13 protein-coding genes and 1 pseudogene are annotated in these 14,742 nt (G+C 70.8%); 7 read left to right on the plus strand and 7 right to left on the minus strand.

What is annotated here, in order from left to right; genetic code table 11:
- Both glcE and glcD read right to left on the minus strand, forming a co-directional pair.
- Positions 1-852, minus strand: an 852-nt coding sequence (gene glcE, locus BG90_RS18320) for a glycolate oxidase subunit GlcE (RefSeq protein ID WP_045568339.1), incomplete at its 3' end; no start/stop codon positions are given.
- Positions 852-2,351 carry a glycolate oxidase subunit GlcD gene (gene glcD, locus BG90_RS18325; RefSeq protein WP_010122710.1) on the minus strand — a complete coding sequence of 500 codons (1,500 nt, stop codon included), beginning with the start codon at positions 2,349-2,351 and terminating at the stop codon, positions 852-854. The genes glcE and glcD, both read right to left, overlap by 1 nt.
- Positions 2,352-2,555: 204 nt before the next feature.
- Between glcD and glcC the strand changes: the two genes are divergently transcribed.
- Positions 2,556-3,338 (plus strand): transcriptional regulator GlcC, encoded by a 783-nt coding sequence (glcC, locus tag BG90_RS18330; protein WP_010122711.1) that lies wholly within the window; start codon positions 2,556-2,558, stop codon positions 3,336-3,338.
- 308 nt (positions 3,339-3,646) lie between these two features.
- Entirely contained in the window at positions 3,647-3,916 is a 270-nt protein-coding gene (locus tag BG90_RS18335) for a hypothetical protein (RefSeq protein WP_025990132.1), read from the plus strand.
- 411 nt (positions 3,917-4,327) lie between these two features.
- On the opposite strand, the gene BG90_RS18340 is transcribed toward BG90_RS18335, so the two are convergent.
- From BG90_RS18340 to BG90_RS18360, 5 genes are read right to left on the minus strand one after another with little or no spacing between them, the layout of a single operon-like run.
- The gene (locus BG90_RS18340; RefSeq protein WP_010117971.1) at positions 4,328-5,173 is read right to left on the minus strand and encodes an AraC family transcriptional regulator; all 846 of its coding nucleotides are present in this window, start codon (positions 5,171-5,173) and stop codon (positions 4,328-4,330) included.
- Positions 5,174-5,208: 35 nt separating this feature from the next.
- Positions 5,209-6,501: an NAD(P)/FAD-dependent oxidoreductase gene (locus tag BG90_RS18345; RefSeq protein WP_045568340.1), complete on the minus strand. Its 1,293-nt coding sequence runs from the start codon at positions 6,499-6,501 to the stop codon at positions 5,209-5,211.
- Positions 6,498-6,731: a (2Fe-2S)-binding protein gene (locus BG90_RS18350; RefSeq protein ID WP_010110983.1), complete on the minus strand. Its 234-nt coding sequence runs from the start codon at positions 6,729-6,731 to the stop codon at positions 6,498-6,500. Before BG90_RS18350 ends, BG90_RS18345 begins: the two co-directional genes overlap by 4 nt.
- Positions 6,728-7,861: an NAD(P)/FAD-dependent oxidoreductase gene (locus BG90_RS18355; RefSeq protein WP_010117969.1), complete on the minus strand. Its 1,134-nt coding sequence runs from the start codon at positions 7,859-7,861 to the stop codon at positions 6,728-6,730. Before BG90_RS18355 ends, BG90_RS18350 begins: the two co-directional genes overlap by 4 nt.
- Positions 7,858-8,790 (minus strand): 4-hydroxyproline epimerase, encoded by a 933-nt coding sequence (locus BG90_RS18360; RefSeq protein WP_010110985.1) that lies wholly within the window; start codon positions 8,788-8,790, stop codon positions 7,858-7,860. The genes BG90_RS18355 and BG90_RS18360 overlap by 4 nt, the downstream gene beginning before the upstream one ends.
- Before the next feature lie 57 nt (positions 8,791-8,847).
- Here BG90_RS18360 and BG90_RS37870 point away from each other — a divergent pair.
- The 5 genes and pseudogenes from BG90_RS37870 (at position 8,848) to BG90_RS18380 (ending at position 14,597) form a co-directional block, all read left to right on the plus strand.
- Positions 8,848-9,031, plus strand: a pseudogene (locus BG90_RS37870) (hypothetical protein).
- Positions 9,032-9,041: 10 nt separating this feature from the next.
- Positions 9,042-9,962, plus strand: coding sequence for a dihydrodipicolinate synthase family protein (locus BG90_RS18365; protein ID WP_010117967.1), 921 nt, complete (start codon positions 9,042-9,044; stop codon positions 9,960-9,962).
- A gap of 318 nt (positions 9,963-10,280) precedes the next feature.
- Positions 10,281-11,906: an APC family permease gene (locus BG90_RS18370; protein ID WP_010117966.1), complete on the plus strand. Its 1,626-nt coding sequence runs from the start codon at positions 10,281-10,283 to the stop codon at positions 11,904-11,906.
- Between the two features lie 74 nt (positions 11,907-11,980).
- Entirely contained in the window at positions 11,981-13,573 is a 1,593-nt protein-coding gene (locus BG90_RS18375; protein ID WP_010117965.1) for an aldehyde dehydrogenase (NADP(+)), read from the plus strand.
- Positions 13,566-14,597, plus strand: coding sequence for an Ldh family oxidoreductase (locus BG90_RS18380; RefSeq protein WP_010111125.1), 1,032 nt, complete (start codon positions 13,566-13,568; stop codon positions 14,595-14,597). The genes BG90_RS18375 and BG90_RS18380 overlap by 8 nt, the downstream gene beginning before the upstream one ends.
- Positions 14,598-14,742 lie beyond the last annotated feature (145 nt).

A 14,742-nucleotide genomic window follows, 5' to 3' on the forward strand; every position in this document is an offset into this window, starting at 1 on the left:
GCCCCAGTCGAGCAGCGCGTCGCCCGGCAGTGCGGCGAGCGGCGCGGCGACGGGCAGCGACAGCCGCCACAGCGGACGCGGATCGGCGAAGAACGGCAGGCGCAGCTCGCGTAGCCGCATCCAGAACGCGTCCGGCGTTTCCTGGCCGCCGATCGTCTCGCGCGCGGCGCGCACCGAGCCGACGCCGCCCTCGAGCCGCACGTGCAGCACGCCGTTCGCGTGGCACGCGCCCGTCATCGGCAGCCCGGCGCGATGCCAGACCGTGAGCCGCCGCCGCGCGGACGCCGCATCGACCTCGAACGCGAGGTGGCGCACGGCGCGCGGCTTCGGCAGCACCTTCAGCGACACTTCGGTGACGAGCCCGAGACAGCCGAAGCTGCCCGCCATCAGCCGCGACACGTCGTAGCCGGCGACGTTCTTCATCACTTCGCCGCCGAAGCGCAGATGCCGGCCCTGGCCCGTGACGATCCGGCAACCGAGCACGAAATCGCGCACCGCGCCCGCCCACGGCCGGCGCGGCCCGGCGAGCGCGGCGGCGAACATTCCGCCGACGGTCGCGCGGCCGTCGAACGCCGGCGCTTCGCACGGCAGCATCTGCCCCGCTTCGTCGAGCGCCGCTTCGAGCTCCGTGAGCGGCGTGCCCGCGCGCGCCGTCACCACGAGCTCGGTCGGATCGTAGTGGACGATGCCGCGGTGCGAGCGCGTGTCGATCGTCCGCGCGTCGAGCGTGCGCCCGAGAAACGCCTTGCTGTCGCCGCCGCGGATCCGCAGCGGCGTCCGGTCGGCGATCGCCTGCTCGACCTGCGCGATCAACGCGGCGCTGTCGTCGATCGAATCGAATTCGCGTCGCATCAGAAGCGCTCCAGTTCGGGAAACGGCAATTGCCCGTGGTGAACGTGCATCGCGCCGAATTCGGCGCAGCGATGCAGCGTCGGAATGTTCTTGCCGGGATTGAGCAGCCCCGACGGATCGAACGCGGCCTTCACCGCGTGGAAGTACTCGATTTCGTCGCGCTTGAACTGCACGCACATCTGGTTGATCTTCTCGCGGCCGACGCCGTGCTCGCCCGTGATGCTGCCGCCCACCTCGACGCACAGTTCGAGGATCCGGCCGCCGAGCGCCTCCGCGCGGTCCATCTCGCCGGGACGGTTCGCATCGAACAGGATCAGCGGATGCATGTTGCCGTCGCCCGCATGGAACACGTTCGCGACCGCGAGGCCGTATTGCTCGGACAGCGCGGCGATTCCCTTCAGCACGCGCGGCAGCTCGCGGCGCGGAATCGTGCCGTCCATGCAGTAGTAGTCGGGCGAGATGCGGCCGACCGCCGGAAACGCGTTCTTGCGGCCCGCCCAGAAGCGCTGCCGCTCCGCTTCGTCGCGCGCGACGCGCAGCTCCGATGCGCCCGCCGCGCGCAGCAGCTCGGCGACGCGCGCCGCGTCCTCTTCGACGTCGTCGCGCGCGCCGTCGAGCTCGCAGAGCAGGATCGCGTCGGCATCGACCGGATAGCCCGCGTGAATGAAATCCTCGGCCGCGCGGATCGCGAGGTTGTCCATCATCTCGAGGCCGCCCGGGATGACCCCCGCGCCGATGATCGCCGCGACCGCGCCGCCGGCGCGGCCGACGTCGTCGAAACTCGCCATCAGCACCTTCACGCTCTGCGGCTTCGGCAGCAGCTTCACCGTGACCTCGACGACGACGCCCAGCATCCCTTCCGAGCCCGTGAAGAGCGCGAGCAGATCGAAGCCGGGGGCATCGAGCGCGTTTGCGCCGAGCGTGACGAGCTCGCCGTCGATCGTCAGCACGTCGACCTTCAGGATGTTGTGCACCGTGAGGCCGTATTTCAGGCAGTGCACGCCGCCCGCGTTCTCCGCGACGTTGCCGCCGATCGAGCACGCGATCTGCGACGACGGATCGGGCGCGTAGTAGAGACCGTGCTGCGCGACCGCCTGCGAGATCGCGAGATTGCGCACGCCGGGCTGCACGCGCGCGATGCACGCGTCGGGATCGACGTCGAGAATCCGGTTGAACTTCGCCATCACGAGCAGGATGCCTTTTTCGAGCGGCATCGCGCCGCCCGACAGGCCGGTGCCCGCGCCGCGCGCGACGACGGACACGCCGCGCTCGGATGCGATGCGCAGCACCGCGCGCACTTCGTCGACGGTCGACGGCAGCACGACGAGAAGCGGCACCGTGCGATAGGCGGCGAGGCCGTCGCACTCGAACGGGCGCAGGTGTTCGCGGTCGGTCAGGATTTCCATCTGCGGCGCGCGGGCGCGCAGCGCCGCGGCGAGTTCGGCTCGATCGACCGGCGGCAGCGGGCCGTCGATCGTTTCGTCATACATGAAGCTCATCGAAACGTCTCCTCCATCGACGGTGCGCAACGCGCGTTTCCGTCATCGAATTCGGCGATTCTTCGGTGCGCGCGGGCCGCTGTCCAGCGCCTCCGATAGTGGTCACACCAGTTTTTTCGCCTGCCCCTTTATCGAGCCTCCCTGCCATCCAATAAATTCAATGGATACAATACGTTATCCATCGATGCGGGGAATCCCTGAAAAGTGGTCATACCAGTTAAGGAAGCGGAAGATGAAGCGTCGAGGCGGCGCGTCGCCGACGCGGTCGCCGAACGGATCGAGAAGCTGATCGTCGACGGGGTGCTGAAGGTCGGACAGGCGCTGCCGTCCGAGCGGCGGCTCACCGAGAAGCTCGGCGTGTCGCGCACCGCGCTGCGCGAAGGGATGAAGCTGCTGCGCGCACGCGGCATCATCGAGACCGCGCACGGCAAAGGCTCGTTCGTCGCGAGCCTGACGCCGCAGGAGCAGATCACGCCGCTCATGCATCTGCTCGGCTCGCAGCCGCGCACGCTCTACGATCTGTTCGAAGTGCGCGGGATGCTCGAGACCGAAGCCGCGCGCCTCGCCGCGCTGCGCGGCACCGACGCCGACTTCATCCTGATCACGCGGCGCTACGAGGAAATGACCGCGCCGCAATCGCAGCACCTCGCACCCGAGGCGCGCGCGAAGCTCGATCACGCGTTCCATCGCGCGATCTGCGAGGCGTCGCACAACCCGGTGCTCGTCAACACGCTGCAGTCGCTGACCGATCTGCTGCTGAGCTCGGTGTTCGCGTCGGTCAACAATCTCTATCACCGCGAGCCGCTGAAAAAGCAGATCGACCGGCAGCACGCGCGGCTCTACAACGCGGTCGTCGGCCGGCTGCCCGAGCAGGCGCGCAAGGCGGCGAGCGAGCACATCAAGAGCGTCGTCGAATGTCTGCGGGAAATCGAGCAGGAGGAGCAGCGGCTCGTGCGCGCGACGCTGCGGCTCGAAGGGTGGAAGTGACGGCGCGCCGCACAACGGCGGCTCGGCGGCTCGGCGGCTCGGCGCGCCCGGCGCGCCCGGCGCCGCCGGCGAGCGTGCCGGGACGCGCGCGTTCGTCGGCATCCGGCCGGCGCGAATGTGCCGCGCCGCAACATCGCCAAGCGGCTTCGCGCCCGTCGGCGCGGCATGATCCGGCCCCGCTGCAATCCTTGTCCGGCAAGGCCGTTACACGCCGTAACCTGCCTGTTCGGCATATCCCGGCCGCTTTAAGAATCGTTTAAGTCTGCGTCGGCACCATCCATGATCAATACCCGTTCAGGAGGTTAGCCATGAGCACCGTCGACACATCTGCCGCGGTCCGCCCGGCCGCCCCCCCGGCCAAACCGAAAACCATGCTGCGCCGCCTGCTCAGCCATCACGAGATCGCGACGCTGCTGATCCTGCTGCACGCGCCGATCGGCGCGAATGCGAAGCCGGAGCTGCCTGCGCTGCAGGAAGCCGGACTCGTCGAGATGATTCGCTCCGACATGGATACGGCGCCGTCCTTTCGTCTGACGGAAAACGGCACCGCCGTGTTGAAGGGCCTCGGCTATCGGTAATCGTCTGATCGATGCGGCGACGGCCGGGCGATGCCGGTCGCACGCGCCGACGTTCCGATGATGACCGGCCGGTGGGCCGGTTTGTTTTTGCCGGCGAGTTTCTGTTGATGCGCTTTGGCTGCCGGGTTCTTGGCTTCCCGCTTCCCGCTTTCCGCTTTCCGCTTTCCGCTTTCCGCTTTCCGCTTTCCGCTTTCCGCTTTCCGCTTTCAGAATTGTCGGGTTCGTCGGTTCTTGAACGCTCGATGTCCGATCGATCGAACCCTCGACTCCCGGCGCGCCCGCCGCCTGTTTCTCGATCTGCCGGCGTTCCTCCGGCGCTGCGCTCGACAAGACCACTCGCTCGCGGCCCGCTCGCCCTGCAACATCGCACGCACCGCACGCGCAAGCGCCCCCCAGGCGCGACGCTCGCGCTCAAGCCCCCCGCCCCTCCTGCAGCATCAGCCGATACTCGGTCGGCGTCACGCCGACCGTCGCCTTGAACTGCCGCGTGAACGCGCTATGGTCGGTGTAGCCGCACAGCGCCGCGACGTCCGTTACCTTGTCGTGCGTGACGAGGAGCGCCGTCGCCGCGTCGAGCCGCGCCTTCAGCAGCATCTGCCGCGGCGTCAGGTGAAACACCTTGTGGAAGTAGCGTTCGAGCTGCGCGACCGACATCCCCGCCATCGCGGCAAGGTACTTCAGGTTCAGCGGCTGCACGTAGTGCGCGTGGATGTAGCGGACGACGTCCGCGATGCGGCTGTACGCCGGGTGCGAGCTCTCGTGCGCGCGCAGGTCGCGCGACAGCCCCGCGATCCCGACGATCTTCCCCTGCGCGTTGCGCAGCGGCTCCTTGCAGGTCAGGCACCAGCCGGGCTGGCGGCCCGAGTACAGATGGAGCTCCAGCTGATCGGTCAGCTGCCGGCCGCCCGCGATGATCGCCAGATCCTGCTCGACGTAGCTGCGGCCGAAGCGGCGCGGAAAGACTTCGTCCGCGGCCTTGCCGTACAGGTCGCGCTTGTCCTTGTAGCCGCAGCGCTGCGCGAGCGTGCGGTTCACGAGCGCGTAGCGCGCGTGCGCGTCCTTCACGAAGAACGCGACGTCGGGCAGCGCATCGAACACCGGCTCGAGCTGCACGTAGTGCGCGAGCATCGCGGCGAAGCCGTCGTCACCGTCCGATGCGGCGGGCTGCGCGACGGTGGACGCGGGCGATGCCGCCGCCGTGGACACGGCCGCCGTGGCGGACAACTTCTCGGGCGGTACGGCAAGCAAGGGCATCATGCGGATCTCGCGCGTCGACACACGGATGGCGTCGATTATAGGAGCGCATCGTCGGTCGCGACGAGCAGCGTGTCGATTCGCGCGGGCGAGAACGGCGGGCGCGGCGGCGTGTCGTCCCAGCCGAAATACGCGTGCGCCGCCGCGCCGCACACGCGTCCCTGGCACGCGCCCATCCCGCAGCGCGTCTGCAATTTCGCGTCGCGCGCCGACGCGTGCGCGCGCACCGCGCCGATCGTCACGTCCTCGCAGCGGCACAGCAGCGTGTCGTCGGGCGGCAGCGCGCGGGCCGCTTCGCGCAGCGCGAACGTATCGGCGACGCGCGCCGCGAAGCGCCGCCACGTCGCGCGGCGGCGCAGCAACGCGGCGAAACGCGCGCGGCCGTCCGGCGTCGCGTCGGCGCCGCTCGCCGCGAGCCCGGCGAGCTCGCCTTCGATCCGCGCGAGCTCGACGCCGCCGACGCCCGTGCATTCGCCCGCCGCATAAACGTGCTCGACCGACGTGCGCTGCGCGTCTTCGATCGCGATCGCCCGGTCGCGCACCGCGCAGCCGAGCGCCAGCGCGAGCGTCAGGTTCGGCACGAGGCCGAAGCCGCATGCGACGCGGTCGCAGTCGATCGTCTCGCGCGCTCCGTTGCGTTCGATCGTCACCGCGCGCACCCGCGCATCGCCGTGCGCTTCGCGCACGACCGCGCCCGTCAGATAGCGCGTGCCGGCGAAGCCGCGCGTGAGCCGCGCCGCCTGCGCGAGCTTTGACGGCGTCGCCGCGAGCGACAGCGCGAAATGCGCGAGCGCGGCGAGCCGCGCCTGCTCGACGACCGCGACGACCTTCGCGCCCGCCGCGCGGGCGGTCGCGAGCGACGCGATCAGGAGCGGCCCGCTGCCCGCGATCACGACGCGCTCGCCGCGCACCGGCATGCCGCCCTTGATCAGCGCCTGCAGCCCGCCCGCGCCCGTCGCGCCGGGCAGCGTCCAGCCGGGGAACGGCAGCAGCAGTTCGCGCGCGCCGCAGCACAGGATCAGCTTCCGGTAGTCGAGCAGCAGCCCGTGCTCCGCATCCTCGAGCAGCAACGCGCCGGCCCGCGGCGCGGCGACGACGCGCGTCGCCGCGAGATGGCGCACATTCGGCTGCCGCAGCACGTCGAGGCTCGCGCGCGCCGGCGCGCTCGGCGCGACGTCCGGCCCCTGCCGCCAGATCTGCCCGCCGGCGCGCGGGTTGTCGTCGACGATCGCGACCGTGCGGCCGCTTTTCGCGACCGCCTGCGCGGCGGCGAGCCCAGCCGGCCCCGCGCCGACGATCGCGACATCGACCGCCAGATGCTCGTTCGTCATCGCGTGCGCTCCACCTGCATGCCTTCGCGGCAGAGCGTCTGGCACGCGAGCCGGCGCCGTCCGTCGATCGTCACTCTGCACTCCTGGCAAATGCCCATCCCGCAGAACGGCGCGCGCGCGGCGCCGGTGCACGACGTGCGCGTCGTGTCGTCGCCGCTCAGCGCGACCGCGGCCGCGACGGTCATGCCGTCGGCCACGGTCAGCGCGCGGCGATCCAGATAAATGATCATTGAAGCTCTCCGGCCACGGCCGATTTCGACGTCGACAAGAAGCGCCCCGGCAAGTACGGCTCGACGTCGATCGCCGCGCGCTCGCCGAACATCAGCGCGGCGAGCACGCGCGCGCTGCCAGGCGCGGTCGTCACGCCGAGCCCCTCGTGCCCGACCGCGAGCCACAGGCCGCGCTGCGACGGATGCTCGCCGAGGAGCGGCAGGCCGTCGGGGCTCGCCGAGCGAAAGCCCGTCCATGCGCGGATGCCGTTCAGGCCGGCGAGCGCGGGCAGATAGCCGACCGCGCGACGCAGCATCCGCGCGAGCACGGGCGCCTCGACGCGCGGGTCTTCGGTGTCGAACTGCCGCGACGAGCCGATCAGCAGCTGTCCCGTCGGCCGCGGCTGCACGTTGAACGCGACCGACGTGCCGTCGCTCGCATGCGCGCTCGCCGCATAGCCGAGCTCGACGAGCTGATGCGACACCTGCGCCGGATAGCGGTCGGTGATCAGCAGATGGCCCTTCTTCGGCCGCAGCGGCAGCTCGGGCAGCAGCGCGCGCGCCGCGACGCCGTTCGCGACGACGACGCGTTCCGCGCGCAGCGTGTCGCCGCTTTCGAGCGTCACGCCCGGGCCTTCGACGGCGACGGCCTTCGCGCGGCGCAGCGTGACGCCCGGCAGCCGGTGCAGCAGCCAGTTCGCGGCGGCGGGCGCGTACAGGATGCCGTCGCCCGGAATCTTCAGCGCGCCGCCGAGATCCGCGCGCAGCATCGGCTCGAGCGCCGCGAGCGTCGCGCGATCGATCAGCTCGCCCGCGACGCCGCGCTCGGCGAGCGCCGCCTGCTTCGCGCGCGCGAGGTCCATCTCGTGCGCGTCGGCCGCGAGCCACAGCGTCCCGCAGTTGCGATACGCGCAGCCGTCGGGCATCGCGTCGCGCAGCCCGCTCCACAGCGCGATCGAGTGATGCGTGAGCGCGAGCTCGGCCGCGTTGTCGTCCATCGCGACGAGGTGGCCCATGCCGGCGCCCGTCGCGCCGCCGCCGCCGTCGTCGACGACGACGACGCGCAGCCCGCGCTGCGCGAACTCGTGCGCGCACGCGGCGCCGACGATGCCCGCGCCGATCACGACGACGTCGGTCTTCGTATCCGTCACGACGCGATGCCCCAGCCGAACGGATCGTCGTCTTCGATCAGGAGCGTCGCCTCGGCGGAGAGATGCGCGCTGCCGCGGATCGTCGGCACGACGCCGCCGTCGGCCGCCGCGTAGCTCGCCGAAAACACGCTGCCGATCACGCTCGCCTGCCGCCACGCCGCGCCGGGCGCGAGCTTGCCGTCCGCGGCGAGGCACGCGAGCTTCGCGCTCGTGCCGGTGCCGCACGGCGAGCGGTCGTACGCGTGGCCCGGGCACAGCACGAAGCTGCGGCTGTCGTGCTCGGGATCGTCGGCGAACAGCTCGATGTGATCGATCTGGGCGCCATCCTTGCCGGCAACGCCCGCGCGTTCGAGCCCCGCGCGCACCGCCGACGCGTACGCGGTCAGCGCCGCGACGTTGTCGCCGGCGACGCGCTGGCCGTGGTCGCTCACGAGGAAGAACCAGTTGCCGCCCCACGCGACGTCGCCCGTCACCGCGCCGTGCCCCGGCACGTCGACGACGACGTTCTTCAGATGCCGGTATGCGAGCACGTTGCGCACGCTCACCGACAGATCGTCGTGCAGCGTCGCCTCGACGTCGCCGACGGGCGTCTCGATCCGGTGCACGCCGGGCGCGATGCGGCCCATGTGATGCAGCGTGCGCACGAGGCCGATCGTGCCGTGTCCGCACATGCCGAGGTAGCCCGCGTTGTTGAAGAAGATCACGCCGGCCGCCGCGTCGGCCGCGACCGGCTCGCACAAGAGCGCGCCGACGAGCACGTCGCTGCCGCGCGGCTCGAGGATGCACGCCGTGCGAAAACGGTCGTGGTCGCGCGCGAGCACCGCGAGGCGCTCGGCCATCGGCCCGCCGCCCAGCGCCGGGAAGCCGGACACGACGACGCGCGTGGGTTCGCCGCCCGTATGCGAATCGATGATGTGGATGTGCTTCATGTCGCGTCGATTCAAGGTGGAAAGGCGCACAGCTTCCCCTGTGGCGCCTCCCGCCGCTTGTGGGTTTTCGATGATGCGCGCGACGAAATCGGCACAGGCCGGCGCGCGCGCCGGCGATCGCGCCCCGATTGTGCCGATTTCATCTTTTCGCGGCTGGAAAAGGCTCAAGCCTCGCGGCCTCTCGACGGCGATACTGATTCCCGCTCCGACGACGCCCGTCGGCCATCCCATTCGAACGTAGGAGATTCTCAGTGAGCCGTAACGCCATTCAGTGGAGCGGGGTGTTTCCCGCCGTCAGCACCCAGTTCAAGCCGGACTTCTCCCTCGACATCGACGCGACGCACCGCGTCGTGAAGAACCTGGTGAACGACGGCGTGTCGGGCCTCGTCGTCTGCGGCACGGTCGGCGAGAACACGTCGCTCGGCACGGCCGAGAAGCTCGCGGTGATCGAAGCCGCGCGCGACGCCGCGGGCGGCAAGATCCCGGTGATCGCCGGCATCGCCGAGTTCACGACCGAGTTCGCGCGCAACACGGTGCGCGAAGCGGCGCGCGTCGGCGTCGACGGCGTGATGGTGATGCCCGCGCTCGTCTACTCGGCGAAGCCGCACGAGACGGCCGCGCACTTCCGCGCGGTCGCGACGAGCACCGACCTGCCGGTGATGGTCTACAACAACCCGCCGATCTACAAGAACGACGTCACGCCCGACGTGCTGATCGCGCTTCAGGACTGCGAAAACATCGTCTGCTTCAAGGATTCGTCGGGCGACACGCGCCGCTTCATCGACCTGCGCAACGCGGTCGGCGACCGCTTCGTGCTGTTCGCGGGCCTCGACGACGTCGTCGTCGAGAGCATCGCGGTCGGCGCGCAAGGCTGGGTGTCGGGGATGTCGAACGCGTTCCCGAAGGAAGGCGAGACGCTGTTCCGCCTCGCGAAGCAAAAGCGCTTCGACGAAGCGCTCGCGCTGTATCGCTGGTTCATGCCGCTCCTGCATCTCGACGCGCGCCCCGACCTCGTCCAGTGCATCAAGCTGTGCGAAGAGCTCGTCGGCCGCGGCAGCGCGGTCACGCGCCCGCCGCGCCTCGCGCTCTCGGGCGGCACGCTCGACGAAGTGAAGGCGATCGTCGCGAAGGCGCTCGCCGCGCGTCCGACGCTGCCGGACGTCGGCCTCTGATCGACGCGCCCGGCGGCCGGCCGGGGCGCAGCGCCCCGGCGCGTCGGGCACGACATCGCGCGCGCGTCGGTTCGGGCCGGTTCGGGCCGGACGCCGCCCGCAAGCGGGCGCGCGCCGCTTTCCGTCACGCGCGACGGCCGCGCCGCCACCACAGCGGGCCGCGCGAAGTACCGCCCGCCGACTGGATCGCCCCCGCCGCCCGTCGGCCCCGATTTGGCCGCCCCGACGAGGCCGACCGCCTCAGCCGCGGCGCGCGCAAGCCGCCGCGCACCCGGCCGCAGACCGAAACGAAATCATCAATCAAAAGGAGACAAGCCCATGCCCGCCCAAGGCAACGCCCATCGATCCGTGCCGCTCGCGCGGTCCGCGCCTTCCGAAGCCGGACACGGCAAGTTCAAGAAGCAGCTTTCGCTGACCGATCTGACGTTCATCGGCCTCGGCGCGATTTTCGGTTCGGGGTGGCTGTTCGCCGCGAGCCACGTGTCGACGATCGCGGGCCCGGCCGGCATCTTCTCGTGGCTGCTCGGCGGCTTCGCGGTGCTGCTGCTCGGCATCGTCTACTGCGAGCTCGGCGCCGCGCTGCCGCGCGCGGGCGGCGTCGTCCGCTATCCGGTGTTCTCGCACGGCCCGCTGCTCGGCTACCTGATGGGCGCGATCACGCTGATCGCGTTCTCGAGCCTGATCGCGATCGAAGTCGTCGCCGCGCGCCAGTACGCGGCCGCGTGGCTTCCGGGCCTGACGGTCGTTGGCTCGAGCAATCCGACGACGCTCGGCTGGCTCGTGCAGGCGGCCCTCCTCTGTTTCTTCTTCTACCTGAACTACTCGAGCGTGAAGACGTTCGCCAAGGCGAACAACATCATCAGCCTCTTCAAGTTCGTCGTGCCGCTCGCGGTGATCGGCGTGCTGTTCGCGTTCTTCAAGCCCGCGAACCTGACGATGCACGGCTTCGCGCCGTTCGGCATGCCCGGCATCGAAATGGCCGTGTCGGCGGGCGGCATCATCTTCGCGTATCTGGGCTTGACGCCGATCGTGTCGGTCGCGAGCGAAGTGCGCAATCCGCAGCGCACGATCCCGATCGCGCTGATCCTGTCGATCGTGCTGTCGACGCTGATCTACGTGCTGCTGCAGCTCGCGTTCATCGGCGGCATCCCGTCCGCGATGCTCGCGGGCGGCTGGCACGACGTCAGCAAGGCTTTCTCGCTGCCGTATCGCGACATCGCGCTCGCGCTGGGCGTCGGCTGGCTCGCGTACATGGTCGTCGCCGACGCGATGATCTCGCCCTCCGGCTGCGGTAACATCTACATGAACGCGACGCCGCGCGTCGTCTACGGCTGGGCGAAGACGGGCACGTTCTTCAAGGTCTTCACGCGCGTCGACGAAGCGTCCGGCATCCCGCGCGCGGGCCTGTGGCTGACGTTCGGCCTCGCGGTGTTCTGGACGATGCCGTTTCCGTCGTGGGAGGCGCTCATCAACATCGTGTCGGCCGCGCTCGTGCTGAGCTACGCGGTCGCGCCAATTTCGGTCGCCGCGCTGCGGCGCACCGCGCCCGGCCTGCCGCGGCCGTTCCGCGCGAGCGCGTTCGCGATCACCGGCCCCGCGTCGTTCGTGATCGCCGCGCTGATCGTCTACTGGTCGGGCTGGAGCACGGTGTCCTGGCTGCTCGGCCTGCAGATCGCGATGTTCGTCGTCTATCTCGCGTGCCGCCGCTGGGTGCCGACCGCGCATCTGAGCCTCGCCGAGCAGGTGCGCTCGTCGCTGTGGCTGATCGCGTTCTACGCGCTGATGATCGTCGCGTCGTATTTCGGCGGCTTCGGCGGCACCGGGCAGCTCGCGCATCCGTACGACACCGCCGCCGTCGCGGTCATCGCGCTCGTCATCTATTACTGGGGCGCGCATACCGGCGTGCCGGCCGCGAAGCTGCGGCTCGGCGACGACGAGGACTGACGCGCCGCGCATTCGCCTTTCTTTTCATCGGCCGGGCCGGCAACGCCCGGCCTGCACGCTTCGAGGAAAAAACCATGCGACTCACAGGCCAGCTTTTGATCGGTCAATCGGCGGCGTTCGGGCAGAACGGCGCATTCCGCGCGATCGACGCCGCGACCGGCGCGCCGCTCGAACCCGCATTCGGCGGCGCGAGCCCGCACGACCTGGAAACGGCCTGCGCGCTCGCCGACGACGCGTTCGACGCGTATCGCGAGACGAGCCTCGACGCGCGCGCCGCGTTTCTCGACGCGATCGGCCGGCGCATCATCGCGCTCGGCGACGCGCTGATCGAACGCTGCGTCGCCGAATCGGGCCTGCCGCGCGCGCGGATCGAAGGCGAGCGCGCGCGCACCGTCGGGCAGCTCGCGCTGTTCGCGTCGGTCGTGCGCGACGGCGGTTTCCTCGACGCGCGGATCGATCCCGCGCGCCCGGACCGCAAGCCGCTGCCGCGCGTCGACCTGCGGCTGCGCAACGTCGCGATCGGGCCTGTCGCCGTGTTCGGCGCGTCGAATTTTCCGCTCGCGTTCTCCGTCGCGGGCGGCGACACCGCGTCCGCGCTCGCGGCCGGCTGCCCCGTGATCGTCAAGGCGCATTCCGCGCATCCGGGCACCTCCGAGCTCGTCGGCCGCGCGATCCAGGCGGCCGTGCGCGAATGCGGGCTGCCGGCCGGCGTGTTCTCGCTGCTGTTCGACGCGTCGCGCGAGATCGGCCGGGCGCTCGTCGCCGATCCGCGCGTCAAGGCGGTCGGCTTCACCGGCTCGCGGCGCGGCGGCGTCGCGCTGATGCACATCGCGGCCGCGCGCCACGAGCCGATTCCGGTCTATGCGGAAATGAGCTCGATCAACCCGGTGCTGCTGCTGCCCGGCGCGCTCGCCGCACGGCACGACGCGATCGCGCAGCAGTTCGTCGCGTCGCTGACGCTCGGCGCCGGCCAGTTCTGCACGAATCCGGGCCTCGTGCTCGGCATCGACGGCCCCGCGCTGCGCGCGTTCGAGCGCGCGGCGGCGGCGGCCGTCGGCGCGGCCGCGCCCGCGACGATGCTGACGCCGCCCATCCACGCGAGCTATTGCGAAGGCGTGGCGAGGCTCGCGTCGCACGACGCGGTCGAGCGGCTCGGCGAAGGCGCCGCGGGCGACCGCCATCAGGCGCGCGCCGCGCTGTTCGCGACGACGGCGGACGCGTTCGTCGACCGCGCGGCGTTGCGCGACGAAGTGTTCGGCCCGGCGTCGCTGATCGTCCGCTGTCCGGACGCCGACGCGCTGCATCGCGTGCTGAAGTCGCTCGAAGGCCAGTTGACGATCGCCGCGCATCTCGGCGACGGCGACGCGCCCCTCTTCCGCACGCTGCTGCCGACGCTTGAGCGCAAGGCCGGCCGCATCCTCGTCGACGGCTTCGGCACGGGCGTCGAAGTCGGCCACGCGATGGTGCACGGCGGCCCGTTCCCGGCGACGTCGGACACGCGCACGACGTCGGTCGGCGCGCGCGCGATCGAGCGCTTCCTGCGGCCGGTGTCGTATCAGGACCTGCCCGCCGCGCTGCTGCCCGACGCGATCCGCGACGGCAATCCGCTGCGCGTTCCCCAACGCATCGACGGCGTGATCGCGCCGCGGGAGCCGCGCGATGCCTGATCCGCAAGACCTCGCGCCAGACGTCGTCCTGCCGCTCGACGACGTGCATGCGCTCGCGCTGCGCGTGCTGACGCGCCACGGGCTGTCCGGCGCGCACGCGCAAGCGATCGCGAACGTCGTCACGCAAGGCCAGCGCGACGAATGCCATTCGCACGGCGTCTACCGGCTGCTCGTCTGCGTGCGCTCGCTGCGCCTCGGCAAGGTCGATCCACAGGCGGTGCCGACGCTGCGCCGGCTCTCGTCGTCGATCGTGTCGGTCGACGCGCATCGCGGCTTCTCGCTGCTCGCGTTCGAGACCGGCCTGCCGGTGCTCGTCGAGATGGCGCGGCGGCACGGCATCGCGGCGATGACGATCAACCGCTGCTATCACTTCTCCGCGCTGTGGCCGGAAGTCGAGGCGATCGCCGCGCACGGCCTCGCCGGCATCGCGATGAACCCGAGCCATAGCTGGGTCGCGCCGGAAGGCGGCGCGCAACCGGTGTTCGGCACGAACCCGCTCGCGTTCGCGTGGCCGCGGCCGGGCGGCCTGCCGTTCGTGTTCGATTTCGCGACGAGCGCGATCGCGCGCGGCGACATCGAATTGCACGCGAAAGAGGACAAGCCGATTCCGCCGCACTGGGCGATCGACGCGAACGGCAAGCCGACCACCGATCCGAAGGCCGCGCTGCAAGGCGCGATGCGCACGTTCGGCGGCCACAAGGGCTCGGCGCTCGCGGCGATGGTCGAGTTGATGGGCGGCGCGCTGATCGGCGACATGACGAGTCTCGAATCGATGGCGTTCGACGACGGCGTCGGCGCGACACCGTGCCATGGCGAGCTCGTCGTCGCATTCGATCCGAAGGTGTTCCTCGGCGACGATCTCGACGCGGGCCTCGCGCGCGGCGAGCGGATGCTCGATGCGATCGTCGCGCAGGGCGCGCGGCTGCCGTCGCAACGGCGCTTCGACGCACGCGCGCGCAGCGTCGCGAACGGCGTGCGGATTCCGGCCCGGCTCCACGACGAGATCCTCGCGCTGCTCGATTGACCGGATTGACCGGATTGACCGATCGGCCGCGTCACCGGGCGTCGCTCGCCCGCCGCCCCGCGCGAGCGAGCGACGCGCCCCCACGCATCGTTCGCCGCCGGTCCGCAATTGCCGATTTCCACGATATCGCCCGCGCCTTTCGGCG

The organism is Burkholderia oklahomensis C6786 (assembly GCF_000959365.1).
GTDB classification, from domain to species: Bacteria; Pseudomonadota; Gammaproteobacteria; order Burkholderiales; family Burkholderiaceae; genus Burkholderia; species Burkholderia oklahomensis.

What these genes read in the sequence shown, in the direction of transcription:
- glcD (WP_010122710.1), bottom strand. Translation starts at nt 2,351, where the DNA reads ATGAGCTTCATGTATGACGAAACGATCGACGGCCCGCTGCCGCCGGTC.
- BG90_RS18335 (WP_025990132.1), top strand. Translation starts at nt 3,647, where the DNA reads ATGAGCACCGTCGACACATCTGCCGCGGTCCGCCCGGCCGCCCCCCCG.
- BG90_RS18340 (WP_010117971.1), bottom strand. Translation starts at nt 5,173, where the DNA reads ATGATGCCCTTGCTTGCCGTACCGCCCGAGAAGTTGTCCGCCACGGCG.
- BG90_RS18345 (WP_045568340.1), bottom strand. Translation starts at nt 6,501, where the DNA reads ATGACGAACGAGCATCTGGCGGTCGATGTCGCGATCGTCGGCGCGGGG.
- BG90_RS18350 (WP_010110983.1), bottom strand. Translation starts at nt 6,731, where the DNA reads ATGATCATTTATCTGGATCGCCGCGCGCTGACCGTGGCCGACGGCATG.
- BG90_RS18360 (WP_010110985.1), bottom strand. Translation starts at nt 8,790, where the DNA reads ATGAAGCACATCCACATCATCGATTCGCATACGGGCGGCGAACCCACG.
- BG90_RS18370 (WP_010117966.1), top strand. Translation starts at nt 10,281, where the DNA reads ATGCCCGCCCAAGGCAACGCCCATCGATCCGTGCCGCTCGCGCGGTCC.
- BG90_RS18375 (WP_010117965.1), top strand. Translation starts at nt 11,981, where the DNA reads ATGCGACTCACAGGCCAGCTTTTGATCGGTCAATCGGCGGCGTTCGGG.
- BG90_RS18380 (WP_010111125.1), top strand. Translation starts at nt 13,566, where the DNA reads ATGCCTGATCCGCAAGACCTCGCGCCAGACGTCGTCCTGCCGCTCGAC.